24 protein-coding genes are annotated in these 22,782 nt (G+C 46.3%); 8 read left to right on the forward strand and 16 right to left on the reverse strand.

Going from position 1 to position 22,782, the window contains the following annotated elements:
- Nucleotides 1–97: 97 nt before the first annotated feature.
- Nucleotides 98–301 carry a hypothetical protein gene (locus RHEIN_RS05280; RefSeq protein WP_008897938.1) on the reverse strand — a complete coding sequence of 68 codons (204 nt, stop codon included), beginning with the start codon at nt 299–301 and terminating at the stop codon, nt 98–100.
- A gap of 301 nt (nt 302–602) precedes the next feature.
- On the opposite strand from RHEIN_RS05280, the gene greB reads away from it, so the two are divergent.
- From greB to RHEIN_RS05295, 3 genes are all read left to right on the forward strand, one after another.
- Nucleotides 603–1,088 carry a transcription elongation factor GreB gene (gene greB, locus RHEIN_RS05285; protein WP_008897939.1) on the forward strand — a complete coding sequence of 162 codons (486 nt, stop codon included), beginning with the start codon at nt 603–605 and terminating at the stop codon, nt 1,086–1,088.
- Nucleotides 1,089–1,096: 8 nt separating this feature from the next.
- Nucleotides 1,097–2,461, forward strand: coding sequence for an aldehyde dehydrogenase family protein (locus RHEIN_RS05290; RefSeq protein ID WP_008897940.1), 1,365 nt, complete (start codon nt 1,097–1,099; stop codon nt 2,459–2,461).
- Nucleotides 2,462–2,582: 121 nt separating this feature from the next.
- Nucleotides 2,583–4,904: a Tex family protein gene (locus tag RHEIN_RS05295; protein WP_008897941.1), complete on the forward strand. Its 2,322-nt coding sequence runs from the start codon at nt 2,583–2,585 to the stop codon at nt 4,902–4,904.
- Nucleotides 4,905–4,970: 66 nt separating this feature from the next.
- On the opposite strand, the gene RHEIN_RS05300 is transcribed toward RHEIN_RS05295, so the two are convergent.
- From RHEIN_RS05300 to bioH, 3 genes are all read right to left on the reverse strand, one after another.
- Complete coding sequence (locus tag RHEIN_RS05300; RefSeq protein ID WP_008897942.1) at nt 4,971–5,849, reverse strand: putative metalloprotease CJM1_0395 family protein; 879 nt, start codon at nt 5,847–5,849, stop codon at nt 4,971–4,973.
- 9 nt (nt 5,850–5,858) lie between these two features.
- On the reverse strand, nt 5,859–6,128 hold the full coding sequence (locus RHEIN_RS05305; RefSeq protein ID WP_008897943.1) for an excinuclease ATPase subunit: 270 nt from the start codon (nt 6,126–6,128) through the stop codon (nt 5,859–5,861).
- Nucleotides 6,129–6,242: 114 nt separating this feature from the next.
- On the reverse strand, nt 6,243–6,998 hold the full coding sequence (bioH, locus tag RHEIN_RS05310; protein WP_040554587.1) for a pimeloyl-ACP methyl ester esterase BioH: 756 nt from the start codon (nt 6,996–6,998) through the stop codon (nt 6,243–6,245).
- Between the two features lie 54 nt (nt 6,999–7,052).
- Here bioH and RHEIN_RS05315 point away from each other — a divergent pair, with 54 nt between their 5' ends.
- Nucleotides 7,053–7,754, forward strand: coding sequence for a ComF family protein (locus tag RHEIN_RS05315; RefSeq protein WP_008897945.1), 702 nt, complete (start codon nt 7,053–7,055; stop codon nt 7,752–7,754).
- On the opposite strand, the gene RHEIN_RS05320 is transcribed toward RHEIN_RS05315, so the two are convergent.
- On the reverse strand, nt 7,751–10,312 hold the full coding sequence (locus RHEIN_RS05320; protein ID WP_008897946.1) for a M14 family zinc carboxypeptidase: 2,562 nt from the start codon (nt 10,310–10,312) through the stop codon (nt 7,751–7,753). The genes RHEIN_RS05315 and RHEIN_RS05320 overlap by 4 nt on opposite strands.
- 126 nt (nt 10,313–10,438) lie before the next feature.
- On the opposite strand from RHEIN_RS05320, the gene nfuA reads away from it, so the two are divergent.
- The 3 genes from nfuA to RHEIN_RS05335 all read left to right on the forward strand — a co-directional run bounded on the left by nfuA (nt 10,439) and on the right by RHEIN_RS05335 (nt 12,764).
- On the forward strand, nt 10,439–11,017 hold the full coding sequence (gene nfuA / locus RHEIN_RS05325) for a Fe-S biogenesis protein NfuA (protein WP_008897947.1): 579 nt from the start codon (nt 10,439–10,441) through the stop codon (nt 11,015–11,017).
- 68 nt (nt 11,018–11,085) lie between these two features.
- A complete protein-coding gene (locus tag RHEIN_RS05330; protein ID WP_008897948.1) occupies nt 11,086–12,093 on the forward strand; it encodes a polysaccharide deacetylase family protein in 1,008 nt (335 codons plus the stop codon).
- Between the two features lie 146 nt (nt 12,094–12,239).
- Nucleotides 12,240–12,764 carry an REP-associated tyrosine transposase gene (locus RHEIN_RS05335; protein ID WP_008897949.1) on the forward strand — a complete coding sequence of 175 codons (525 nt, stop codon included), beginning with the start codon at nt 12,240–12,242 and terminating at the stop codon, nt 12,762–12,764.
- Between the two features lie 125 nt (nt 12,765–12,889).
- Here the strand turns inward: RHEIN_RS05335 and RHEIN_RS05340 are convergent, their stop codons facing one another.
- The 6 genes from RHEIN_RS05340 to RHEIN_RS05365 all read right to left on the reverse strand — a co-directional run bounded on the left by RHEIN_RS05340 (nt 12,890) and on the right by RHEIN_RS05365 (nt 17,404).
- Entirely contained in the window at nt 12,890–13,417 is a 528-nt protein-coding gene (locus RHEIN_RS05340; RefSeq protein ID WP_272941633.1) for an SCO family protein, read from the reverse strand.
- A 246-nt stretch (nt 13,418–13,663) separates the two neighbouring features.
- Nucleotides 13,664–14,302 (reverse strand): SCO family protein, encoded by a 639-nt coding sequence (locus tag RHEIN_RS05345; RefSeq protein ID WP_008897951.1) that lies wholly within the window; start codon nt 14,300–14,302, stop codon nt 13,664–13,666.
- 15 nt (nt 14,303–14,317) lie between these two features.
- Nucleotides 14,318–15,223: a heme o synthase gene (cyoE, locus tag RHEIN_RS05350; protein WP_008897952.1), complete on the reverse strand. Its 906-nt coding sequence runs from the start codon at nt 15,221–15,223 to the stop codon at nt 14,318–14,320.
- Nucleotides 15,216–16,196: a COX15/CtaA family protein gene (locus tag RHEIN_RS05355; protein WP_008897953.1), complete on the reverse strand. Its 981-nt coding sequence runs from the start codon at nt 16,194–16,196 to the stop codon at nt 15,216–15,218. The genes cyoE and RHEIN_RS05355 overlap by 8 nt, the downstream gene beginning before the upstream one ends.
- The gene (locus RHEIN_RS05360) at nt 16,196–16,693 is read right to left on the reverse strand and encodes a hypothetical protein (RefSeq protein ID WP_008897954.1); all 498 of its coding nucleotides are present in this window, start codon (nt 16,691–16,693) and stop codon (nt 16,196–16,198) included. Before RHEIN_RS05360 ends, RHEIN_RS05355 begins: the two co-directional genes overlap by 1 nt.
- Nucleotides 16,694–17,404, reverse strand: coding sequence for an SURF1 family protein (locus RHEIN_RS05365; RefSeq protein ID WP_008897955.1), 711 nt, complete (start codon nt 17,402–17,404; stop codon nt 16,694–16,696).
- 26 nt (nt 17,405–17,430) lie between these two features.
- Here RHEIN_RS05365 and RHEIN_RS05370 point away from each other — a divergent pair, with 26 nt between their 5' ends.
- The gene (locus tag RHEIN_RS05370; protein ID WP_008897956.1) at nt 17,431–17,640 is read left to right on the forward strand and encodes a DUF2909 domain-containing protein; all 210 of its coding nucleotides are present in this window, start codon (nt 17,431–17,433) and stop codon (nt 17,638–17,640) included.
- Nucleotides 17,641–17,680: 40 nt separating this feature from the next.
- On the opposite strand, the gene RHEIN_RS05375 is transcribed toward RHEIN_RS05370, so the two are convergent.
- The 5 genes from RHEIN_RS05375 to lexA all read right to left on the reverse strand — a co-directional run bounded on the left by RHEIN_RS05375 (nt 17,681) and on the right by lexA (nt 22,765).
- Nucleotides 17,681–18,562, reverse strand: a complete 882-nt coding sequence (locus RHEIN_RS05375) for a cytochrome c oxidase subunit 3 (protein ID WP_008897957.1) — start codon at nt 18,560–18,562, stop codon at nt 17,681–17,683.
- Nucleotides 18,555–19,118: a cytochrome c oxidase assembly protein gene (locus RHEIN_RS05380; protein WP_008897958.1), complete on the reverse strand. Its 564-nt coding sequence runs from the start codon at nt 19,116–19,118 to the stop codon at nt 18,555–18,557. The genes RHEIN_RS05375 and RHEIN_RS05380 overlap by 8 nt, the downstream gene beginning before the upstream one ends.
- Before the next feature lie 8 nt (nt 19,119–19,126).
- Nucleotides 19,127–20,719, reverse strand: a complete 1,593-nt coding sequence (ctaD, locus tag RHEIN_RS05385) for a cytochrome c oxidase subunit I (protein ID WP_008897959.1) — start codon at nt 20,717–20,719, stop codon at nt 19,127–19,129.
- Nucleotides 20,720–20,728: 9 nt separating this feature from the next.
- Nucleotides 20,729–21,862 (reverse strand): cytochrome c oxidase subunit II, encoded by a 1,134-nt coding sequence (gene coxB / locus RHEIN_RS05390; protein WP_008897960.1) that lies wholly within the window; start codon nt 21,860–21,862, stop codon nt 20,729–20,731.
- Between the two features lie 273 nt (nt 21,863–22,135).
- Complete coding sequence (lexA, locus tag RHEIN_RS05395) at nt 22,136–22,765, reverse strand: transcriptional repressor LexA (RefSeq protein WP_008897961.1); 630 nt, start codon at nt 22,763–22,765, stop codon at nt 22,136–22,138.
- Between the last annotated feature and the right edge of the window lie 17 nt (nt 22,766–22,782).

Genomic DNA, 22,782 nt, shown 5'->3' on the forward strand with positions numbered 1-22,782 from the left:
CACAAAATGAAGAGCACTATAAACGAAAAACCCGGAGCATGGAGGGCATGCGCCGGGTTCAGTTGTTACAAAGTTTGTCTGATTCGATTTAGGCAACTTATTCAGGTTGCACCTTCTCTACTTTGCGCAGTGGTGGGTTCATCCAGACCACATGGCCGGTATGAGCACCCAAACGGGTTGAATTTTCCTGTTTTTCTAAGGTCTTCTGATCAATCACATAAGCGTAATCTGGTGTAGAGCTGCACCCTGTCATCACAAGAGCCATAGCAAGGACTATCAGACCTGTTAATTTTGCTTTCATTGTTGGCCTCCTTTATTAAGCACATTTTCACTATAGTTGGCCCAGCCAAAATCGCCTAGCATATTTTTGTTACATCTAAATGACAGTGAATAAATATTTTGAATTATTTTTAGATTAATATGCAAATGATTGATTTAAATATATTTTTAATTTTTAATTTTGTTTCGGGGAAAAGTGAACATTTTTAAGCATCTGAGTAATCTGTTGAAATTCATGGCCTTCTCTTTCCACTTCGCCGTTAAATGGTTATAAAGTCGAACCAGAACAGAGATCCTTATTCTTACAATCAACACCGGATAGCATGAGTAAAACAGAATTAGTCACCCGCGAAGGTTATGAAGCCTTGCAACAGGAATTAAACCATTTATGGCGGGAAAAACGCCCCGATACCACAGCTAAAGTGTCATGGGCGGCCAGCCTGGGCGATAGATCGGAGAACGCAGACTACAAATACAACAAACAGCTTCTGCGTGAAATAGACAGAAGGATCAGATACTTACGCAAGCGCCTTGAAGTTATTAAAGTGGTGGATTATGCGCCCCAGCAGGAAGGGCGTGTGTTTTTTGGTGCCTGGGTCGAGATTGAAAATAATGAAGGCGAGCAACTGACCTTCCGGATAGTCGGGCCTGATGAAATTTATGGTCGCAATGACTATATCTCTATCGATGCGCCTATGGCCCGTGCTTTGATCAAAAAACAAGCAGATGATGAAGTGCAAGTGCCCACTCCCACTGGTATAAAAGAATGGTGGATTAACAAAATCTGGTATCCGCAAGCCAAAGGCTAAGGTGTGTTATGTATCAAGAGCTATTAAGTCAACAACAAGAGTTTTTTGCCAGCGGCGTAACTAAAAGCCTGAGTTGGCGCAAGCAGCAATTAAAGCAAATGCAGTTGTTACTGACTACACACGAAACTGAGTTATTGCAGGCGTTGCAGCAGGATTTAGCCAAACCAGCCTTTGAAGCGCTGTTGAGTGAAATCAACTATCTGCACAGCGATATCAAACATTGCCTGAAAAAACTAAACAGCTGGGCTAAGCCACGCCGGGTCAGCACAGGATTGCGAACCTTCCCTTCTATGGCTTTCATTCAGCCAGAACCTTATGGTTCTGTACTGATTATCAGCGCATGGAATTATCCGCTGCAACTGACCTTAGCCCCTTTAGTGGCTGTATTATCAGCTGGTAATTGCGCTGTAGTAAAACCCTCTGAATTAGCCCCAGCTACATCGGCCATTGTGGCCCGTTTGCTGCCTTTGTATTTAGATAAAGAAGCTGTGGTTGTAGTGGAAGGTGGCGTGCCTGAAACCACGGAACTGTTGAAGCTGCCTTTTGATCATATTATGTACACGGGCAATGGCCAGGTTGGCAAAATTGTATTGCGTGCCGCAGCCGAACATTTAACGCCAGTAACTTTAGAACTGGGTGGAAAAAGCCCGGTTTATGTCGACAGCAGTGCAGATTTAAAGCTGACAGCACAACGTATTGCCTGGGGTAAATGGTTGAATGCAGGCCAAACCTGTATAGCGCCGGATTATATTCTGGCGCACAAAGATATTTGTCAGGCGCTGGCTGAAGAAATTAAAACGCAGTTGCAACAGATGTATGGCGCGGATCCAAAGCTCAGCCCGGATTATGGCCGCATCATTAATCAACGTCATTTACAGCGGGTGCAAAGTTATCTGGATGGTGTATCAGTGTATTGTGGTGGTGTAACTGATGCAGAGCAGCTGTATTTCAGCCCTACTCTGGTGTTGGACCCGCCGCTTGAGAGCCGCCTGATGACAGAGGAAATTTTTGGCCCTGTTTTGCCGATACTTTCTATCAATAGCTTTGACGCTGCAGTGCGTTTTGTGCAAAAACGCGATAAGCCACTGTCTGCTTATTTGTTTAGTAATAACAGCTCACAGCAACAGCAGTGGGTAGAACAAATCAGCAGTGGCAGTCAGTGTATTAACGATGTACTGATGTTTATGGCGGTGTCTGAACTTCCCTTTGGTGGCGTAGGTCCCAGTGGCATGGGGCAATATTCAGGCAAAGCAGGTTTTGAGCAGTTCAGTCATCTGAAGTCGGTGCTGAAACGCCCGCTTTGGCCTGAACCTCCGGTACGTTTTGCCCCTTACGCAGAGTGGAAACGTAAGGTGTTGGGCTGGCTAAGTTAAGCGCTCAGCGTTTTGCTATTGGATTTTTTGGCCCTAACAGTGGACAATTGCCGCAATTGATAAGAACCAGTCTGGCTTTTACTTAAGGTAAAGCCGCCAGCTGCTAAGGAAGCTTTAAGTTATGTCTATGATCATTAAACAAATTGCTCTGGAAATTTCAGCACGCCCTGAGCAGGTTGCCGCCGCTATTCAACTGATGGACGAAGGTGCTACTGTGCCTTTTATCGCCCGATACCGTAAAGAAGTGACAGGTGGCCTGGATGATACCCAGTTGCGTAACCTGGATGTACGTTTAACTTATTTACGTGAACTGGAAGACAGACGTCAGGTGATTATCAAAACCATAGACGAACAAGGCAAACTGACACCGGAACTGAAGCAGGAATTATTAGCAGCGGACAATAAAACCCGTTTAGAAGATTTGTATTTACCTTACAAAGCCAAACGCCGCACCAAAGGTCAAATTGCCATTGAAGCAGGTTTAGAGCCTTTAGCTGACGCTTTATTTAACGACCCAAACTTAGTACCAGAACAACAAGCCGCCAGTTACTTTAATGCCGAAGCAGGTTTCGCTGACACTAAAACAGTGCTGGATGGCGTGAAATACATTCTGATGGAACGTTTTGCAGAAGATGCTGCTTTGCTGGCCAAGTTACGCCGTCATTTAAGCCAAAACGCTGTATTGAAAAGCAGCATGGTGGCAGGCAAAGAGCAGGAAGGCGCTAAGTTCCGCGATTATTTTGAACACAAAGAATCCTTTAAAACAGTACCATCACACCGCGCCCTGGCGATGTTCCGTGGTCGTAACGAAGGTATTTTAAACCTGCAATTACAGCCAGATGCCGACGATGCTTCAGCTCATGCAGTCTGTGAGCAAATGATTGCCAATCATTTTGATGTACGTCAGCAAGGCCGCGCAGCCGACGATTTCCTGCGTACCGCTGTGCAGTGGACCTGGAAAGTAAAATTACACCTGCATTTAGAAAACGATTTATTAGGCGAATTACGGGAGCAGGCTGAAGAAGAAGCCATAAAGGTATTTGCCCGTAACTTAAAAGATTTATTAATGGCCGCCCCTGCCGGTATGCGCGCGACGTTAGCGCTGGACCCTGGCTTACGCACTGGTGTGAAAGTGACGGCTATTGATGAAACCGGCAAGTTGGTGGATCAAACCACTATATTCCCACATGCGCCACAAAATCACTGGGACAAGTCAGTCCGCACTTTAGCGGCTTTAGCCAAACAACATAAAATTGAGCTGATTGCTATTGGTAACGGCACGGCTTCGCGCGAAACCGATAAGTTAGCGGCCGATGTGATCAAACTGCTGCCAGAACAAAACATCAGCAAAATTATGGTGTCTGAAGCTGGCGCTTCAGTCTATTCAGCCTCTGAATTAGCGTCTTTAGAGTTCCCGGATCTGGATGTGTCTTTACGTGGTGCTGTGTCTATAGGCCGCCGTTTACAAGACCCTTTAGCTGAACTGGTGAAAGTTGAGCCTAAAGCTATAGGTGTGGGCCAGTACCAACACGACGTCAACCAAAGCTTGCTGGCCAAGTCACTGGATGCGGTAGTGGAAGATTGTGTAAACGCCGTGGGTGTGGATTTAAATATGGCTTCAGTGCCTTTATTGTCCCGCGTCGCTGGTTTAAACAAGACTCTGGCACAAAACATCGTGGTGTACCGTGATACACATGGTCGTTTCCAGCAACGTAAAGATTTACTCAAAGTAGCCAGGTTAGGCCCTAAAGCCTATGAACAGGCCGCCGGTTTCCTGCGCATTAACAAAGGTTCTGATCCGCTGGATTCGTCTTCTGTTCACCCTGAAGCTTATCCTTTAGTGGAAAAAATTCTGGCGAAATTTGGCCAGCCTATAGAGCAACTACTGGGCAACAGCGCTTTCTTAAAAGGTCTGAACCCGGCTGAGTTTGTCGACGAACATTTTGGTTTGCCTACAGTAGAAGACGTCATTAAAGAGCTGGATAAACCAGGTCGTGACCCTCGCCCTGAATTTAAAACAGCTGTATTTAAAGATGGCGTTGAAACCATGGCCGATTTAAAACCAGGCATGTTACTGGAAGGTGTGGTCACTAACGTCACCAACTTTGGTGCTTTTGTTGATATAGGTGTGCATCAGGATGGTTTAGTGCATATTTCCTCTTTAACCGACAAGTTTGTCTCAGACCCGCATCAGGTGGTCAAAGCAGGCGATATTGTCAAAGTCAAAGTGCTGGAAGTAGAACTGGACCGTAAACGTATTGCGCTGACGATGCGGATGGACGAACAACCTGCGGTGAAAGGCGCTGGTGGAGCGGGTAAAGAGGCGTCACGTTCTTCAGGCTCATCTCAGTCTAAAGCGGCTAAGCCAGCTAAAACAGCTGAAGTGCCGAATGCAGCTATGGGTGATGCTTTTGCTCAGGCTTTTGCCAAGTTTAAAAAGTAATACTTTTTAACGAGATAAAATAAAGGCCAGGAAATTCCTGGCCTTTATTCTTTCATAACCTGTGCTTTAGGCCATTTGTAATAAAGGCCGCTCTGCCGGCATAGTGGCTTTGGCATAAAAACCTGAAATCACATCCGATCTTAATGTCATCAGCGGATCACGTTGCAAAGACTCAAACTGGGGCACAGCGAAGTCATTGGACTCATTATTCGCCAAAGCTTCAAAATGCTCCCATTCAGCGCCCGACAACACCGAACTTTGAGATACCTGCTCTGATCTCGTTCTGACCATTTCTGCAATTTCTGCGGTCAACTCAGCCTGAGCTTCCATTAAAGTCCGGCTGGCCTGTGCTGCCACAGACCGATCTGCACCTGAAGGTTCAGCTGGCGCCAAAGCTGCGGCTTTGACTTGCTGCATTTTCTGGATGGTAGCGCGGGGGTCATTCGGAATTTCGGAGATATCAATACGGACTTCACCGCCTACCGCATACTGTTGGCCATCAGGGCCTGTTTCGTATTCGTAGCTTGGAGCACTGGCATACTGACCACCAATAGCAGCATGCGCCTGTTCATGAATTTTCACTTCCCGATCACGGGCTTTTAATTCAGCAATACGTTTTTGTTCAGCCTGTTCTTCTTTTTGCTGCTGTGGGTCATCTTCTTGCTGGTCAGAAGAACTTTGTTTGTTTTGTTCTGAATCAGACTGTGCTTCTTTTTCCACTACCGCCTGACGGTACTCCAGGCCTTTGGTTTTAACGTCTTCATAAGTAGAAGTGTTGCCATTGCGGCTTTTTTCATCCGCCATCAGGCCTTTTTCAGCAGCAGAACGTTCCATAGCGGCTACGGGTTCTATCACTTCACGGCGCAGGTTATCGCGCCGAGCCATTTCCATAGCCGGATTACCAGTGTGCAATGGCACATTTGGGTAATTCGAAGTGAGTAACATAAAAGCCTTTTACACCCTTAAATCAATAATGGAACCCAACATCTCGTCGGCGGTTTTTACCGACTTCAGATTGGCTTCAGCGTTAATTTGTTCATTACCTAAGGTCACCAGACTTTGCTCTATCGATGGGCCAGTAGTTGGCTCAACCGGAGTTTCCAGTGCCCGCTGATTGCTGCTTTGGGCAGCTTGCTGATTTATATTGACGGTTGCTTCAGTCACAGCGTCAGATGCACGCTGAAAGCCCTGAAAACCGCTCGCAAAGGCAGAACTGATTTCCATCATGACCTCGTTGACTAATTGAACTGAGTAATTATTAGCCATTTTTTGGAAAAACGAAAGTCCGGCGGCAAGTATTTGCCGCCAAAATGCAGTTTTTTCTAATTTAGTGAAGAATTAGGCCAATATATGTGGTGATAACAGGGAAAAAAACTCATGTTGATGCGAAATAAAAGGCGCGTGTGAGGCTTTTTGTAGGATCTCCAGCTGCAATCCTGGCCGCAAATTTTGCAATAAAGGGGCTATAGCAACAGGCACTAACGAGTCTAAACGGCCCAAAATGATAAAAACAGACTGAGTTAAGGCGGCAAATTCCTGCCGCAAATCTAAACTCGCCAATAATTCCAAGCCGCCTTGCAAAGCGAAGGCTGATGGCAAAGGCACACTCAGCACAGCCTGTTTTAACAGCTTAATGTCGTGTCGTGCCGTACTGCTGCCCATTGCCTGAATAGCCAGAAAACGCTCCACTGTTAAAGCCAGATCCTGCTGCAATTGCACGGAAAACTGCTGCATCACCCTGCTTTCCATGCCTGGCCAATTGTCTTTGGCCATAAAACAAGGCGAACTGGCTATTAAGCCCAGCTTTTTCACTTTATGCGGGTATCGGCTGGCTAAAGCTATAGCCAGCAACCCACCTAAAGACCAGCCGATGACGATACTTTGATCCGGAATTTGGTCGGCCAGCACAGCTAAAACAGTGTCGAGATCATAAGAGGCAGGGCAAGGTGATAAACCAAAACCAGGTAAATCCGGCGTGTGAACAGCAAGATCGTTCGGCAAAGCCTGCAGTAACTGAGACCAGACCTGATGGTTTAAACCCCAGCCATGCAATAACACCAGCGGGTTTTGGGTAAATTTTGTTTGTTCTGTCATCAGCTCGGCCATACTTAGTGTTATGTCTGGCCTTTTATCAAAGCAGGGATGCAGATGCAAGCGACTTTATTGCAGCAGTTGGTGCATCTGCTGGCTCCCAGCTGTTGTTTATGGTGCCAGATGCAGGTGCAGCAAGCACAAGCTCAGCTCTGTGACCATTGCCACGGCCATTTACCCCAGCTGGATTTAAGCTGGGTGGATCACAATGCCTTGTTATTGCCTGATGTCGCCAAAGGTTTGCCCAGAGTAAAGTTTGACAGACTCTATAGCCTGAGCTGGTACAAACAACCTTACAAACACTGGATCAGCAGCTGGAAATTTCAGCAACAGCATGCTGCTGGTGAATTGTTGCGCCAGCTGTTTTATCAACAGGCACAGCGTTATCAACAACAAGGTGGGGACTTACCGGATTGCATCAGCTATACCCCTATCTCGGTAAAAAGGTTGCAGGAGAGGGGCTTTAATCAGGCAAAGTTATTGGCATTGGAACTGGCCGAAGCCTGGCAGATACCTTGCCTGAGTTTGTTTCAAAGCCCTGATTTAGTGCCTCATCAGACAGGATTAAACCGCAGGCAACGACTGGATAACTTAAAAGGGAAAATTCAGCTACAGCAAGCGGTTTTACCCAGGCATGTAGTATTGGTGGACGATGTGATCACCACAGGAGCCACGCTGGATTATCTAAGCAGTTTGCTCAAAGCCAAAGGAGTCCAGACCGTTAGTGTCTGGACTCTGGCTATTACCAGGGCCTTTTAGTGGGCTTCTTCTTCGTCGCTATTTGCCTCTTCACCTTCGCCATCGGACGATTCGGCACTGAACATTTTGCCAAAAAACAAAGCATTGACTAACAAACGACTGGAACCGACAAAATAGCCACGAAACACCGGATTATCTGTCATACCAATCACTCTGCCATCCCCGTGATTATGTGCCATTAAGGCTGCACCTTCAGCGATGCGACTGACATATTCAGGTGCTGTGTAACCTGCTAATTGAGGTTTATCTGTATACAAAGCCACGTTGATAAAGGGCTCTCCACTGGGGGCCAGTAAGAAAGTGCCATTTTTAAACACAGCTAAGTCTTTGCGGTTGATACCAAAAGTTAAAGGATGGCTTAAATCCAGTTCGGTCTGGTAGATAGCACCGGCAATACGGCGCTGACCAGCCAGACTTTCTTTATCGGCATAACTTAATTGCTGATCTGAAATCAGCATCGCCATGTCAGCCGAAGTCCAGGCTTTTGCTTTGAGCAAACCTGCTCGCACCAGGAATGCGGCGCCCCCTTTATGGCCCCACAATACGCCGCCTTTTTTCGCCCACTGATTGAGCTGCTGTTGCTCTTTTTGCTGCAGGCTGTTGTAGCTGCCGTCCGGCAGAATAATGTGGGTGTAACGGGATAAATCGACCCGACCTAAACGTTGAGGCTCAATCAAGCTAGGGGAAATGCCCGCCAGTTTTTCCAGATTAAACCAGACTTCACCCGCTTCGGTGGAATTCACATCAGGACCGGCCACCAATAATACATTCGGCTTAGTGACAGGTACAAAACCATTGCTGCCTAAATCCTGCCCCTTAGCCGTTAAACCAGAAGTTAAAGCTGTGATACTTAAACCCACCTGCTGCTGGGCTTTGCCCAGTCGTTCAAACCAGTTGTTGTGTTGTTGCAAGCCAGCAGCAATAACAATAGCTCCGGCACTAAAAGCCTGTTCACCATTCGCAGTTTTAGCAAAAAAAGGCTTGCTGGCAGCTCGTAATACCACACCTTGCTCTAACAGCGCCTGAGTTAACAAAGGTGCTTTTTGATCGGTCCAGTCAAAAGCGTAAGCATAAGCACCAGCAGATGGCATCAGCGCTGATTCGGATTGAGGTAGCCATGGCTCGTTAGCCACTCCTGTTGGTTTACGGGCTACAGCACTGAATTCAATATTAAAAGCATAAGGCAAAGTCCAGGCTGAAACGTCATAAAAGGTGTTGTCCTGGAAGTTGGTCTGGGTGCTGAACGCCGCTTTTAATAACAAATACTGGCTCTGTTGCAACGGAATATAATAAGCCTGACCTTTTTGATAGGTCTGGCCTTTATGTTGCCAGCGTTCATTGATTGGATAGGCTTTGATCTGATGCTGTTTTAATAAGTTTAATAAGCCAGCTAATCTGGTTTTATCTTCATCCTCTGCAATCACATAACCAGCTACAGAGTCATCCGCAGCCAAACGTTGTGACTCCTGCACAAAAGCTTTCTGGTAACTTTGCAGTGCTTTTTTGTGAGCCACTGAACCACGAAGCGTAGATAACGACACAATATATTGGTTTTCAATGGTTTTACTAAAAGACAAAGGACCATTGATACTGTCCTGCAGGTGACCGCGACTACTGGCTTGTTCAAATAAAATACCCACACTGGCATTGACGTCAGGGTAAGTAGAGCCTTTGCCTACATAAAAATCATCAAAACTTTCTTCGGTGTAATACAGACGGCCTTTTTTATCTAAAGCTGCAGCATGGTAATCGGCAATTTTGGCAGTCAGTTGCTGATTGGCTTTTGGCGTTAAAGGATAAGTACGGGTCGGAATACCGGGTTGGAAGAAAAAGGTGGTGTTAGGCCCCATCTCATGAAAATCACCCACTACAGCCGGACGCCATTTATAAAACTGGCTGATACGGGCCTGGCTTTCAGGGTGCTCCAGCGGTAACCAGTCCCGGTTTAAATCAAACCAATAATGGTTAGGACGGCCATTTGGCCAGGGCTCTATATGTTCACGGCTTTGTGGATCAGCCACAGGCGCTTTGCCTTTGTGCATATTGGCCCAATTGGCAAAACGATCTAAACCATCCGGGTTTAAGCTGGGTTGGATCAGAATCACTGTGTTTTTCAGCCAGTCCTGTACTTCGGCATCTGTACTGGTTAAGAGATGATGGGCAACCTGCGCTGAAGCGTTAGGACCACTGGATTCATTGCCATGTACGCCATAACCTAACCAAATCACCAGAGGCAGCTCGTCTGTCAGTTCAGTGCCCATAGACAACTGCGCCAGATGCTGTACGCGGATTTGTTCCAGTTTTTTTAAGTTTTCAGCAGACGAAATAATAAGCTGCAATACAGGTTTCTGTTCATGGGTATAGCCTATAACTTCCAGTTGGGCTTTATCTGAAGTTGCGGCCAGTTGCTGGAAATACATTTGAATTTGATCATGGCGCAAATGCCACTCGCCCACCGGATAACCAAAAAATTGTTGTGGGCTTTGTGGTGTTGCCATTGAGAACTGGCTGCACAACCCCAATACTAAAGCACTGATGATAGTTGTTATTTTGTACATTGTTTGTCTCCCTTTCTGGCAGCTACCTTAGCAATAAAAAGTCAGGCCCGACAAGCGGGGCTGGCAAGGTACAGGAAGTCAGAGTATCATAGCCATTAACCTAGTAATTTAGTCAGGTACTACCACATGATTACCATTTCAGAACAGGCGCAGAGCCATTTTCGTAAACTGCTGGAAAAACAGGCCGCCGGTACTCATATCCGCGTATTTGTGGTCAACCCGGGCACTGTTTCTGCGGAATGTGGTGTGTCTTACTGCCCTGCCGATGCGGTAGAAAGCACAGATTTAGAGCTGCCATTTGAAGGCTTTATGGCGATAGTAGATGCCGAAAGCAAACCTTTTTTAGTGGACGCCGAAATCGATTTTGTTACCGATCAGATGGGTTCTCAGCTGACGTTAAAAGCGCCAAACGCCAAAGTGCGTAAGGTGAACGACGACGCTTCACTGAAGGAAAAAGTGCAATACGTGATAGATGCAGAAATTAATCCTCAGTTAGCTAACCATGGTGGTCGTGTTTCAGTGGTTGAACTGACAGAGGATGGTGTTGCAGTACTGCAATTTGGTGGTGGTTGTAACGGCTGTTCCCAGGTTGATTTAACCTTAAAAGAAGGTATCGAAAAAGAACTGCTGCAACGTTTTGCCGGTGAACTAACAGCGGTACGTGATGTGACTGATCACCAACGTGGTGAGCATTCTTATTACTGATCTATGCTATAGACAAGCTAAAGAGGCCACTTGATGTGGCCTTTATTGTATTCAAAAGGAGTTCACAGATGAGATTTCTGGCCTGTTTGTTGGTTTTACTGAGCTTTCCAAGCTTCGCCGCTGTTATTTTGCAGTACCACCATGTCAGCACTCAGACTCCCCGCTCCACCAGCGTCACACCTGCAGAATTCCGCACTCATTTGCAGTATTTAAAAGACCACAAGTATCAGGTTATTGGCCTCGATACCTTGTTGGACCAATTGCAACAAGGCAAAGAGCCGGCCGACAATGCTGTAGTGATCACATTTGATGATGGTTTTGACAATATTTACCATCAGGCTCACCCTATTTTGCAGGAGTTTGATTTTCCTTATACCGTGTTTTTAAGCCCGGCTTTAATAGACCGCAAAGAAGGCCCTGTATTAAGCTGGCCGCAGATCAAACAACTGCATGATGATGGTGTGATCATCGCCAACCACAGCTCTTACCATGCACATCTGGCGAAACCCAATAAAGGCGAAAGCAAAGCAGAGTGGCTGAAACGGGTGAAAACCGATATTTTGCTGGCGCAAACTCAGTTAGAACAACAGCTGGGCATCAAACACAAGTGGCTGGCTTACCCATATGGCGACTTTAGTGTTGAGCTCGAGCAGATGGTTGAAGACCTGGGCTTTATTGGCATAGGCCAGCAATCCGGCGCTGTGGGTCTGAACAGCCTGATGACCCGCCTGCCGCGGTATCCGTCTTCCAGTCAGTATGCAGCCTTAAAACACTTTATACCTAAGTTAAAAACTCTGGCTTTGCCGGTGAAAAACTATATAGCAGCAGACCCGGTTAAAGGCCCGAATCCACCCACTTTGACATTACAAATCGACAGCTCAGATTTTAAAACCAGTCAGCTGAATTGTTTTAGCAATGGTCAGCCTATCGAAGTGACCTGGCTAAAACCCGATACCTTCAGCGCAAAGGCAGGTGAAAAGCTAAAAACCAGCCATAAACGCTATAACTGCACAGCCCCTTCGTTAAGTAAAAAGGGCTATTTCTACTGGTATTCCCAGCCTTGGGTTATGGATTAGTGGCTTCGATTACACAGCGTTGTAATGCCTTCGGCGATTACAACCTACAAACGTAGGATGCATTCGCCCGAAGGGCAATGCATCTTGCATCTGAGATTGTTCCGATCTACACCTATAACTTCCTTCCCCAACGTTGCTTTTGCTTTATGGACTATCGCCGTTTGTGGTGCAAAGGCGGCACCTACTTTTTCACTGTCAACCTGCAGCAAAGACACAATAACCATCTGCTGACGGAGCATATAGATCTGTTACGTCATGCAGTACGACAGGTTAAAGATGCCCATCCTTTTATCATTCACGCTTGGGTAATTTTGCCTGAACATATGCATTGCATTATTGAATTGCCAGAAGGTGATGCGAATTTCGCTCTACGCTGGCGACTAATTAAATTGATATTTTCCAGAGCCTTGCCTGCTACAGAGTCTCGCTGCTCCAGCAGACAAAAACGCAAAGAACGGGGTATATGGCAACGCAGATACTGGGAACACCTGATCCGTGACCAAACAGACTTTAACGCTCATATGGACTATGTGCATTTTAATCCCGTGAAGCATGGTTGGGTACATCAGGTATCAGATTGGCCTTACTCAACCTTCCATTTGCTGGTTAAGCAAGGCGTCTATTCTGCAGATTGGGCTGGTGGGGGAAATGACGGATTGTATTCGGACTGAAATGAGCCTGAACTGATTACACAACGTTGTAATGCCTTCGATTACACAGCGTTGTAATGCCTTCGGCGATTACAACCTACGAAAAAACGTAGGATGCAGTCGCCCAAAGGGCTCTGCATCCATTGCTATTCAGCTGCAGCAGCTATCACTAAAGGATAATCTGCCAAAAACTGCTGGTTATTAATCAGTGGCACTGCGCCTGGTTTCATTTCTGGTTTAAACATGGCCACTACTGCGCCTTGTGGATTGGGCAGGGCTAAGCTGGCGCTATGATCCACAGTGTAACGATCTTCTGTACCTTCATTAATGGCGTACATCAAACCCAGCTGGCGGATAAAAGGGAATAAGTCTTTGTGTTTGGCGGTTCTGGCTTTCATAGGCGCCTGGTTAAAATAGCTGATGTACTGGGCTAGTTGCTCAGGCGTGTCGCGTTTTGGGTCGACAGACACAAACCAGATTTCCAGCGGTTCCGGTGTCAGTTTGACTAAATCCTGATACATACCAGCCAACTTCGCCATGGTCATAGGGCAAATATCAGGGCAATGTATAACCCGTTGATTATTTTGACGTATTTGGTCGGCCTCTATTTTTTGATTGCTCTCGAATCCACAGATTCGAAACCTAATTCTTCTGAATATAGAAATAGCACACACATAGACCCGGCTGAAAGCGATAAACAAATAACGAATAATAAAAACGCTCTTCCATCCAGTTTTTTATCGTAGTAAATTTTCCCGAAAAAATTCAAATAGAATTTAATGGCAAAAACAAAAGAAACCCCAAAAACGATGAAAAATATAAATCCAAAATTCACTTATCCGACACCTAAAAATTGATAGCGATCTTCATTACTATGGCTTGCAAAGCTCCGTAATTCTGTTTGTTGTACAGCCTACAGATTATCGGGCTGCAGCCGCTATCACCAAAGGATAATCCGCCAAAAACTGTTGGTTGTTAATCAGTGGCACAGCGCCTGGTTTCATTTCTGGTTTAAACATGGCCACTACTGCGCCTTGTGGATTGAGCAGCGCTAAGCTGGCACTGTGATCAACGGTATAACGATCTTCTGTACCTTCATTAATGGCGTACATCAAACCCAGCTGGCGGATAAAAGGGAATAAGTCTTTGTGTTCGGCGGTTCTGGCTTTCATAGGCGCCTGGTTAAAATAGCTGATGTACTGGGCCAGTTGCTCAGGCGTGTCCCGCTTTGGGTCGACTGATACAAACCAGATTTCCAGCGGTTCCGGTGTCAGTTTGACTAAATCCTGATACATACCAGCTAACTTCGCCATGGTCATAGGGCAAATATCAGGACAATGGGTGTAGCCGACAAAAATCAGCGTCCAGTGCCCCTGCAAATCCTTTAACCCCACTGGCTGATTTTGCTCATCCAGCAAATTAAAGTCAGTTAAGGCTCGTGGGCTTGGGTAGACCAAAGCAGCCACAGGATCCGCCGTAGTGGATTTAAAACTGGCAGATAACCAAACACCCGCCGCCAACGCTATTACCGCTACCAGACCCCATAACCACTTCTGCATACAATCCTCTTTTTGTTAAAGCGCTGATATAAACCAATAATGATCCAGCAACAATACCAAAAATAATACCATCAGATGCCAAATCGAAAATTTAAAAGTGGCCATAGCGGTTTCAGGTTTGGCATTAAACTTCAGTTGCCAGGCGTACCAGATAAAACCTAAATTCAGCACTGTACTGGCCACCAGATAAACTGCTCCTGTCATACCCACTAAATAAGGTAATAAGCACACCAGAAACAGCACCAGGGTATAAAGGAAAATGGCACTTTTGGTGAACTCAATACCGTGAGTCACAGGCAACATTGGCATATTTACTTTGGCATAGTCATCACGACGATGAATGGCCAATGCCCAGAAATGCGGTGGCGTCCAGGTGAAGATAATCATCACTAATAACAGGGCATGTGCATGCACTTCAGCTGTCATAGCTGTCCATCCCAGCAGCGGCGGCATAGCACCAGCTAAACCTCCAATTACAATATTCTGCGGCGTCGCTCTTTTTAGAAACATGGTGTAGACCACGGCATAACCAAACAAGCTGGCGAGAGTCAGCCAGGCTGTCAGCGGATTCACTGCAATAAACAGCAGCAGAAAACCAGCACCAGCTAACAAGAGTGAAAACTTGATTGCCTGAGTTGTGGATAAACGGCCACGGGCTACGGGTCTGTTATAGGTGCGGGCCATTTGTGCATCAATACGCTGATCCACTATATGATTCATGGCTGCAGCTGCAGCTGACAATAAGCCTATACCTATAGTTGCCGCTATCATCAGGCCTAACTTAGGTAAACCGGGCTGTGCCAGCATCATACCTACCCAGGCAGTCAGCACTAACAGCGCCACCACTTTAGGTTTGGTCAGTTGGTAATAATCACGCCATTGCTGACTGTAGTGTTGGGGTAACGCCAGAACTTTAAGCATAAGCAGACTCCTTGTTTCTGTGCAGTTGATACCCAATGACCACCAGACACATGACTAAATTGGCCGCCACAAAGTTATGTGCCACCGCATTACCCAAAGGCAAATGCAGTACTACATTGGCAAGCCCTAAACTAAATTGCAGCACTAAAAGTGCCAGTACAGCTAAAGCTAATTTTTTCAGCACACCTGAACTGCTGCGCCATAAAGCTATGGCATAAGCAGCCACCACCACCAGGGTGATCACAGCCCCTACGCGGTGCATCACATGCACTGTAGCGCGCGCACTTTGGCTCATCACGCCGTATTCGTAGTTGTCATAACCCAGATGCAAAGAAAAGGCTTCATCGAAATTAAGCTGATTGGTCCAGCCTGGCTCACAGACAGGTAACTGAATACAGGACAAAGCGGCATAATTAGCTGCAGTCCAGCCGCCCAACGCAATTTGTGCAACCAGCACCAACAAAACGGGCCAAAACATTAGTTTCAGGCTTTGTTTAACTACTATTAAAGGAGCGGGTTGTAATTGCCACCAATACACTGCCAACAAAGACAATAAGGTAAAACCACCCAATAAATGCCCCATCACTATTACGGGATGCAAAGCTAAAGTGACAGTCCACATGCCTAAGGCAGCCTGAAAAACCACCAAAGCTAATATTAAGGACGGTAACACCACACGTTTGTGCTTCAGACTGAACAGGAAAATCGCCAGAATAAGTAAGCCCAAAGTACCGGCAAAATAGCGGTGGATCATTTCATTCCAGGCTTTATGGCTTTCCAGCGGTCGTTCCGGGAACAAAGCCTGAGCTTGTTCAATATGATGAGCCTGCTGTGGCACCTTTAAAAAACCGTAACAGCCAGGCCAGTCAGGGCAACCTAAACCTGCATCGGTCAGGCGGGTATAAGCACCAAGGATAATAACCAGCATGGTCAATACTATGGAGCTGGTGACAAGATGTTTCAGGGCTTTCATTACAGCCCCCTGTCGTATTTCAGCAACTTGTTTAAATCGGTCAGAATAGCTTTGCCTGTTTGCACCATCTGAGTTTTATCTTCCACCACCGGATAAGTCATTAATGCCAGACCATGCATATCTACCAGCACAAGCTGTTGCTGCAGGCTATCTACACCAGTTGGCAGAGGCTGCCACTGCAACACTTGAGGTTTGTTACCTCCTGTTTGCCATAAATCCAGATGCTGCTGCTTACGGCCAAGGGCTGTATACACTTGCTGCATGCCATAATGTGCGTTTTGACAAAGGATGGTGCACTCTGTTTCATTGGTGACATACACCAGTCGCCAGTGCACATCACCGCTGGCTGCTGGTAACAGTATAATTTCTTCCTTCAGCCACTGGCCTTTGTTGGTTGTGGCACTGCCAAACCAACCCAAAGATAAAAACGCCTGAGCAAAAGCCAAAGGCAATAAAGAACACAACAAAAACAGCACTAAAAACTTCTTCTTGGCCATTTAAAGCTCCTTTTTCGACATAAACCAGGCCACAACTACAACTGCTATAGCCAGTAATAACCATTGCAATGCATAAGCCCGGTGTTTTTCCGGTGGCATCACTACTGCTTTGTAGTGATACAGATAAGGGGATTTGTATTGATAAAGCAAAGCAGGATACAGCTCCTGGCCTAACACTCTGGATAATTCGACAGGTTCTACTTGTTGCATACGTTGCGGCCAAAGACCGGTTTCTTCCAGATTCAGGCCCAGCCTGAAGCCTTTTAATTCGGTACGTAACAATCCGTTCATCTCAAATTCGGTGGGAATATCCAGTTCAGGCAACTGATCGCGGCTCATGGGGGCTTCAATCCAACCTAAATTCACCAACAAAGCTGGCCCCTGATTGGATACCAGCACAGGGATCACCACGTCATAGCCCGGTTTGCCCTGGATCAGTTGATTGTCTAACAACCAGATCGCAGGTTTTAACCAAACCGCTTTGCCTTGCAGTTCCAGACCATCCAGTTGTTCTATTGGCATTGCCGGCAAGTCAGTCCAACGAACCGGGCCCTGCTGCTGCGCGCTATGCAATTGATCCAACTGGCTTTGTTTATATTCGGCTCGTTGCCATTGCCAGTAACTTAACTTGATCAATAACGCAAAAGCAGCCAGAGTACACAAAGCCAGCAGCCAGTGTCGGGATAAATGGGCAAACGGCTGAGCTTGCATCTTACAACCAGCCTTCGTGAGGTTTTATGTGGATTAAACTTTTACTCATTGCACTACTGCTCTTTATTGTTTTTAATTTATTTCGTGCTTTATATCTGATGCTGAAAAATGATGAAAATCAGCCCAGTATGTCTAAATTTTTAGGTCGCCGCGTCATGTGGTCGGCCGTTGTGTTAATAGCTGTGATCCTTGCCTTGCAATTTGGTTTGATTACTCCCCACGACAGACCTTACTAGAGGCAATAAAGCGGGCCATTCCATCAGGCCCGCCATCTATTTAAAGCACGTACACAAAAATAAACAAGCATAACCAGACTACATCCACAAAGTGCCAGTACCAGGCTGCAGCCTGAAAGGCAAAGTGCTTGTGCGCGGTAAAGTGATTTTTCAGCACAATACGCAGAAACATCACCAGTAAAAACACTGCACCTAAAGTGACATGTAAACCATGGAAGCCCGTTAGCAAAAAGAAGGTATTGCCATAAATGCCTGAGTCCAGCTTTAAACCCAAATCCTGATAAGCATGGATGTACTCAACGACCTGCAAATAAAGAAAACCAACGCCCAACAAGATAGTAAGTCCTAACATCAGCTTCAATTGGCCTCTTTTGTTTTGCTCTAAACCTGTATGAGCAAAATGCAGAGTGACAGAAGAAATTAATAAGATGATGGTGTTGTATAAAGGTAAACCCTGCCATGGCATAGCCTGAGTTTCAGTGCCTCCCGGGGTTTTCAGCAAAGGCCACGCCGCTTCAAATGCCGGCCATAACACTGCTGCTGTACTGGCGTTATTGCCTGCGCCATCCAGCCAAGGAATAGCGATAATACGGGCATAAAACAAAGCGCCAAAAAAGGCGGCAAAAAACATTACTTCGGAAAAGATAAACCAGCTCATACATTGCCGGAACGATCTGTCCATTTGTTTGCTGTATAAGCCGTTCATCGACTCATCAATCACATTACGAAACCAGCCCACTAACATAAAAATTAAGGTTGCGATGCCAGCCAGTAATAAATAACCGCCATAACCCGGCTGGTCTTTCGTGACTTCGTTCACATAATTGCCAGCACCAAAAGCAATCATAAACAGAGCCACAGCCCCCACTATCGGCCAGGGACTTTGCTCTGGCACATAATAATGTTCATATTTGTCACTCATTGTTGTCCCCTGTTGCTGTCTCTGCAGTGACCGGGGCTACAGCATCCACTTCATACAAGGTGTAGGACAAAGTGATGGTGCTGAATTGTTCCGGTAATGCGGGATCGACATAAAATTGCAACGGCATCAATAACTGCTGACCTGCCGTCAGATGTTGTTGGGTAAAACAGAAACATTCCATTTTATTAAAATACAAAGCAGCCTGACCCGGTGATACCGAAGGCACAGCCTGCGCTGTCATGGAACGCCCTGTAATATTATGGGCCAGATAATCTATACGATGGATTTCGCCAGGATGGACCCGCATTTTATGCACTACAGGCTCAAAGACCCATGGCATATTGTTATTCGGACGGGCGATAAACTCGACCAACACTTCACGTTGTTTATCCGGAATTGCGGCTTCTGCTGTAGCCGCCATGGTGGAGGTTTTACCGTTAAGGCCCGTTAAATCACAAAATACATCGTACAAAGGCACCAAAGCATAACCAAAGCCAAACATGGCTGCGGTCAGCAGGCAAAGTTTAATCACAACAGGTTGATGCTTCAGTGCCATAGGTCCTCCTACTTAATTTCAGGTGGAGTGGTAAAGCTGTGATAAGGCGCTGGAGAAGCAATAGTCCATTCCAGCCCTTCAGCCCCTTCCCATACCTGATCTGTAGCTTTTTCACCGCCTTTAATACATTTCACCACCAGCCAGACAAACAACAACTGGGATAAACCAAAGGCAAAACCACCTATGCTTATCAAGGCATTAAAGTCAGCAAATTGCAGGGCGTAATCCGGGATCCGTCTTGGCATACCAGCTAAGCCGACAAAATGCATAGGAAAAAACAGCACATTGACCGAAATCAGCGAACACCAGAAATGCCACTGGCCTAAGGTTTCATCGTACATATGACCTGTCCACTTCGGCAGCCAATAATAAGCAGCAGCCATAATGGAGAAGACAGCACCTGTCACCAGTACATAATGGAAATGTGCGACAACAAAGTAGGTGTCATGGTATTGGAAATCGGCAGGCGTAATAGCCAGCATCAAGCCTGAGAAGCCACCTATGGTAAAGAGCACAATAAAGGCCAAAGAAAACATCATTGGCACTTCAAAGGTCATGGCCCCTCGCCACATAGTCGCCACCCAGTTAAATACTTTTACCCCGGTCGGCACCGCTATCAGCATGGTGCAGTACATAAAAAACAGTTCTGCGGCGACGGGCATGCCGGTGGTAAACATATGGTGCGCCCAGACCAAAAAGGACAGCAGCGCAATACTGGAGGTTGCATACACCATAGAGGCATAACCAAACAGTGGTTTGCGTGAGAAGGTGGGTACTATGCTGGAGATAATGCCAAAAGCCGGCAATATCATAATGTAAACTTCAGGGTGACCAAAAAACCAGAAAATATGCTGGAACAACACAGGATCGCCGCCCCCTGCTGCATCAAAGAAACTGGTCCCAAAGTACTTATCGGTCAGCACCATAGTGACAACACCAGCCAGTACAGGCATAACGGCAATCAGCAGGTAAGCTGTGATAAACCAGGTCCAGACAAACAATGGCATTTTCATATAGGTCATGCCAGGTGCACGCAGGTTCATAATAGTCACTATGACGTTAATAGCGCCCATAATGGACGATATGCCCATAATATGAACTGAGAACACAAAAAGTGCAGTGCTGTCATTACTGTAGGTGGTAGAGAGTGGTGCATAAAAAGTCCAGCCAAAACTTGGTCCGCCACCTTCCATAAAGAGTGAGGCTAACAAGATGCTAAAGGCAAAAGGCAGGATCCAAAAACTCCAGTTGTTCATCCGTGGTAATGCCATATCTGGCGCCCCTATCATCATAGGGATCAACCAGTTAGCCAGACCAGTAAAGGCAGGCATTACGGCGCCAAACACCATAATCAGACCATGTACTGTGGTCATTTGATTAAAGAAGTTCGGGTCGACAATTTGCAATCCGGGCTGAAACAATTCGGCCCGGATCACCATAGCCATAGCACCACCGATAAAAAACATCAGCAGTGAAAACAGCAAATACAAAGTACCAATGTCTTTGTGGTTGGTGGTGTAGAGCCAGCGTTTTAACCCTTTGGCCGGCCCATGATGTTCATGCTCAGCATGAGCATGCGGATCTGTAGTAACAGTACTCATCTGCGCCCCCTATTTCGACTGTGCTTTGGCGATATCTGCAGCTTGCACCAGATCACCAGTATTATTGTCCCAGGCGTTGCGCTCGTAAGTCACCACAGCCGCAATTTCGCTTAATGTCAGTTGTTTATCAAAAGCCTGCATTGAAGTGCCTGTTTTACCATTGAGCACTATGTCGATATGAGCAGGTAGATCTTCCAGTGCCATTTTGCTGCCTTTCAGCGCAGGAAACACACCTGGAATACCCATGCCATTTGGCTGATGGCAAGCAGCGCAATAACCCATGTAGACTTTTTCGCCTAAGGTCATCAGCTCTTCTTTGCTCATATTCATTGCCAGCAGTTTTAATTCAGCTTCTTTGGCTGCCGCCTGAGTTGCTGCTTCCTGAGCTATCCACTGATCAAAATCAGACTGCTCTTTGGCAATCACTACCACAGGCATAAAACCATGGTCTTTACCACAAAGCTCAGCGCACTGGCCGCGATAAATGCCCGGATGGTCCACACGGGTCCATGCTTCATTGATGAAGCCCGGGTTCGCATCTTTTTTCACTGCAAAAGCTGGCACCCACCAGGAATGGATCACGTCATCTGAGGTCACTAAAAAGCGGACTTTTTTACCTGTGGGGATCACTAAAGGCCGGTCTACTTCTAACAGGTAGTTTTCACCTTTACTGAGTTTATTGTCGATTTGCTGACGGGGCGTGGCCAATAAAGAGAAATACTCCACTTTATGGTCCATGTACTTGTAATGCCACTTCCACTGCGATCCTGTGATTAACACTGTGATATCAGCTTCCGAGGTGTCTTCCATCGCTATCAGAGTTTGGGTGGCGGGAATTGCCATCATAATAAGGATAATTACAGGCATGGCAGTCCAAAGCAGCTCTACTTTGGTGCTCTCGTGGAATTGGGCTGGTTCAACGCCCTTTGATTTACGATGATGAATGATGGACCAAAACATCACCCCAAATACCGCTATCCCTATTGCACAGCAAATGTAAAAAATCTTCATATGCAGGTCGTAGACCTGCTGACTGATTTCTGTAACCCCTTGAGTCATGTTCAAAGGCATTTCTGCAGACTGCGTTGAAAACGCAAGCAAAAAGGTTAGCAGCGACCAACACAGATAACTGGTTCTCGCCACGTGACTTCTCCTCTGTCTTTGCACAAAGCAAATTGCAGATCAAAGACACGAATTACCTACTGCAGCGTCTTTTCCCACAATTGCCATTATTATTATTGTCCCGACTTAACTTGCATAAATCGGTGCACTGATTTTTTGTTTTGTTATCAGTTGCATATAACAAGTAGTCAAGGAACAGACAGAAGTAAACCCGGAAAACGAAAAAGCACCAATAAAACCTAATGGTCGTACCAGTGCTTCATATTAGCAAACTATTGAGAATAGGCAGATTTTTTACCAGCTGCTGGTTCGGATCACCCCAACGGCAAGGCCTTCAATAGCAAAATGCTGCTGACTTAAGTCGACTTTAATCACATCAAAATCACCATTTTCCGGATGCAGGTACACCATCTGTCCTTCACGGCGAAAACGTTTGACTGTGACTTCGTCTTCCACCCGCGCAACCACAATCTGCCCTTGCCGGGCTTCCGTTGTTTTATGCACGGCCAATAAGTCACCATCCAGAATGCCGATGTCTTTCATACTCATGCCCTGCACTTTTAATAAAAAGTCAGCATTGGGTTTAAATAAGCTGGCATCGAGCTGATAGCGCTGCTGAATATGCTCTGCCGCCAGAATAGGCTGACCAGCAGCCACTTTACCAATCAGGGGCAAACCTGGTTCTTCTGCTTCAACATCATTGGCTGCATCATCTTCAACCAGACGAATACCGCGGGAGGTACCTGGCATCATTTCGATAAAACCTTTTTTCGCCAGCGCTTTTAAATGCTCTTCAGCAGCATTGGCTGACTTAAACCCCAGCTGAGTCGCAATTTCAGCACGGGTTGGCGGCATACCTGAGGCTGCCTGATAATCTTTAAGCAGTTGCAGAATTTCGGCTTGTCTTGGTGTTAATGGACGCATAATGCTGAATACCTATA

It is taken from the genome of Rheinheimera sp. A13L, assembly GCF_000217935.1.
Lineage (GTDB): Bacteria > Pseudomonadota > Gammaproteobacteria > Enterobacterales > Alteromonadaceae > Pararheinheimera.

Coding starts and splice junctions, on each gene's coding strand:
- RHEIN_RS05345 (WP_008897951.1), bottom strand. CDS start 14,302: ATGCAGAAGTGGTTATGGGGTCTGGTAGCGGTAATAGCGTTGGCGGCG.
- RHEIN_RS05360 (WP_008897954.1), bottom strand. CDS start 16,693: ATGGCCAAGAAGAAGTTTTTAGTGCTGTTTTTGTTGTGTTCTTTATTG.
- RHEIN_RS05330 (WP_008897948.1), top strand. CDS start 11,086: ATGAGATTTCTGGCCTGTTTGTTGGTTTTACTGAGCTTTCCAAGCTTC.
- RHEIN_RS05365 (WP_008897955.1), bottom strand. CDS start 17,404: ATGCAAGCTCAGCCGTTTGCCCATTTATCCCGACACTGGCTGCTGGCT.
- greB (WP_008897939.1), top strand. CDS start 603: ATGAGTAAAACAGAATTAGTCACCCGCGAAGGTTATGAAGCCTTGCAA.
- bioH (WP_040554587.1), bottom strand. CDS start 6,998: ATGACAGAACAAACAAAATTTACCCAAAACCCGCTGGTGTTATTGCAT.
- RHEIN_RS05355 (WP_008897953.1), bottom strand. CDS start 16,196: ATGAAAGCCCTGAAACATCTTGTCACCAGCTCCATAGTATTGACCATG.
- cyoE (WP_008897952.1), bottom strand. CDS start 15,223: ATGCTTAAAGTTCTGGCGTTACCCCAACACTACAGTCAGCAATGGCGT.
- RHEIN_RS05305 (WP_008897943.1), bottom strand. CDS start 6,128: ATGGAAATCAGTTCTGCCTTTGCGAGCGGTTTTCAGGGCTTTCAGCGT.
- RHEIN_RS05370 (WP_008897956.1), top strand. CDS start 17,431: ATGTGGATTAAACTTTTACTCATTGCACTACTGCTCTTTATTGTTTTT.
- RHEIN_RS05335 (WP_008897949.1), top strand. CDS start 12,240: ATGGACTATCGCCGTTTGTGGTGCAAAGGCGGCACCTACTTTTTCACT.
- RHEIN_RS05290 (WP_008897940.1), top strand. CDS start 1,097: ATGTATCAAGAGCTATTAAGTCAACAACAAGAGTTTTTTGCCAGCGGC.
- RHEIN_RS05380 (WP_008897958.1), bottom strand. CDS start 19,118: ATGGCACTGAAGCATCAACCTGTTGTGATTAAACTTTGCCTGCTGACC.
- RHEIN_RS05375 (WP_008897957.1), bottom strand. CDS start 18,562: ATGAGTGACAAATATGAACATTATTATGTGCCAGAGCAAAGTCCCTGG.
- RHEIN_RS05300 (WP_008897942.1), bottom strand. CDS start 5,849: ATGTTACTCACTTCGAATTACCCAAATGTGCCATTGCACACTGGTAAT.
- ctaD (WP_008897959.1), bottom strand. CDS start 20,719: ATGAGTACTGTTACTACAGATCCGCATGCTCATGCTGAGCATGAACAT.
- lexA (WP_008897961.1), bottom strand. CDS start 22,765: ATGCGTCCATTAACACCAAGACAAGCCGAAATTCTGCAACTGCTTAAA.
- RHEIN_RS05315 (WP_008897945.1), top strand. CDS start 7,053: ATGCAAGCGACTTTATTGCAGCAGTTGGTGCATCTGCTGGCTCCCAGC.
- RHEIN_RS05295 (WP_008897941.1), top strand. CDS start 2,583: ATGTCTATGATCATTAAACAAATTGCTCTGGAAATTTCAGCACGCCCT.
- RHEIN_RS05320 (WP_008897946.1), bottom strand. CDS start 10,312: ATGTACAAAATAACAACTATCATCAGTGCTTTAGTATTGGGGTTGTGC.
- nfuA (WP_008897947.1), top strand. CDS start 10,439: ATGATTACCATTTCAGAACAGGCGCAGAGCCATTTTCGTAAACTGCTG.
- RHEIN_RS05280 (WP_008897938.1), bottom strand. CDS start 301: ATGAAAGCAAAATTAACAGGTCTGATAGTCCTTGCTATGGCTCTTGTG.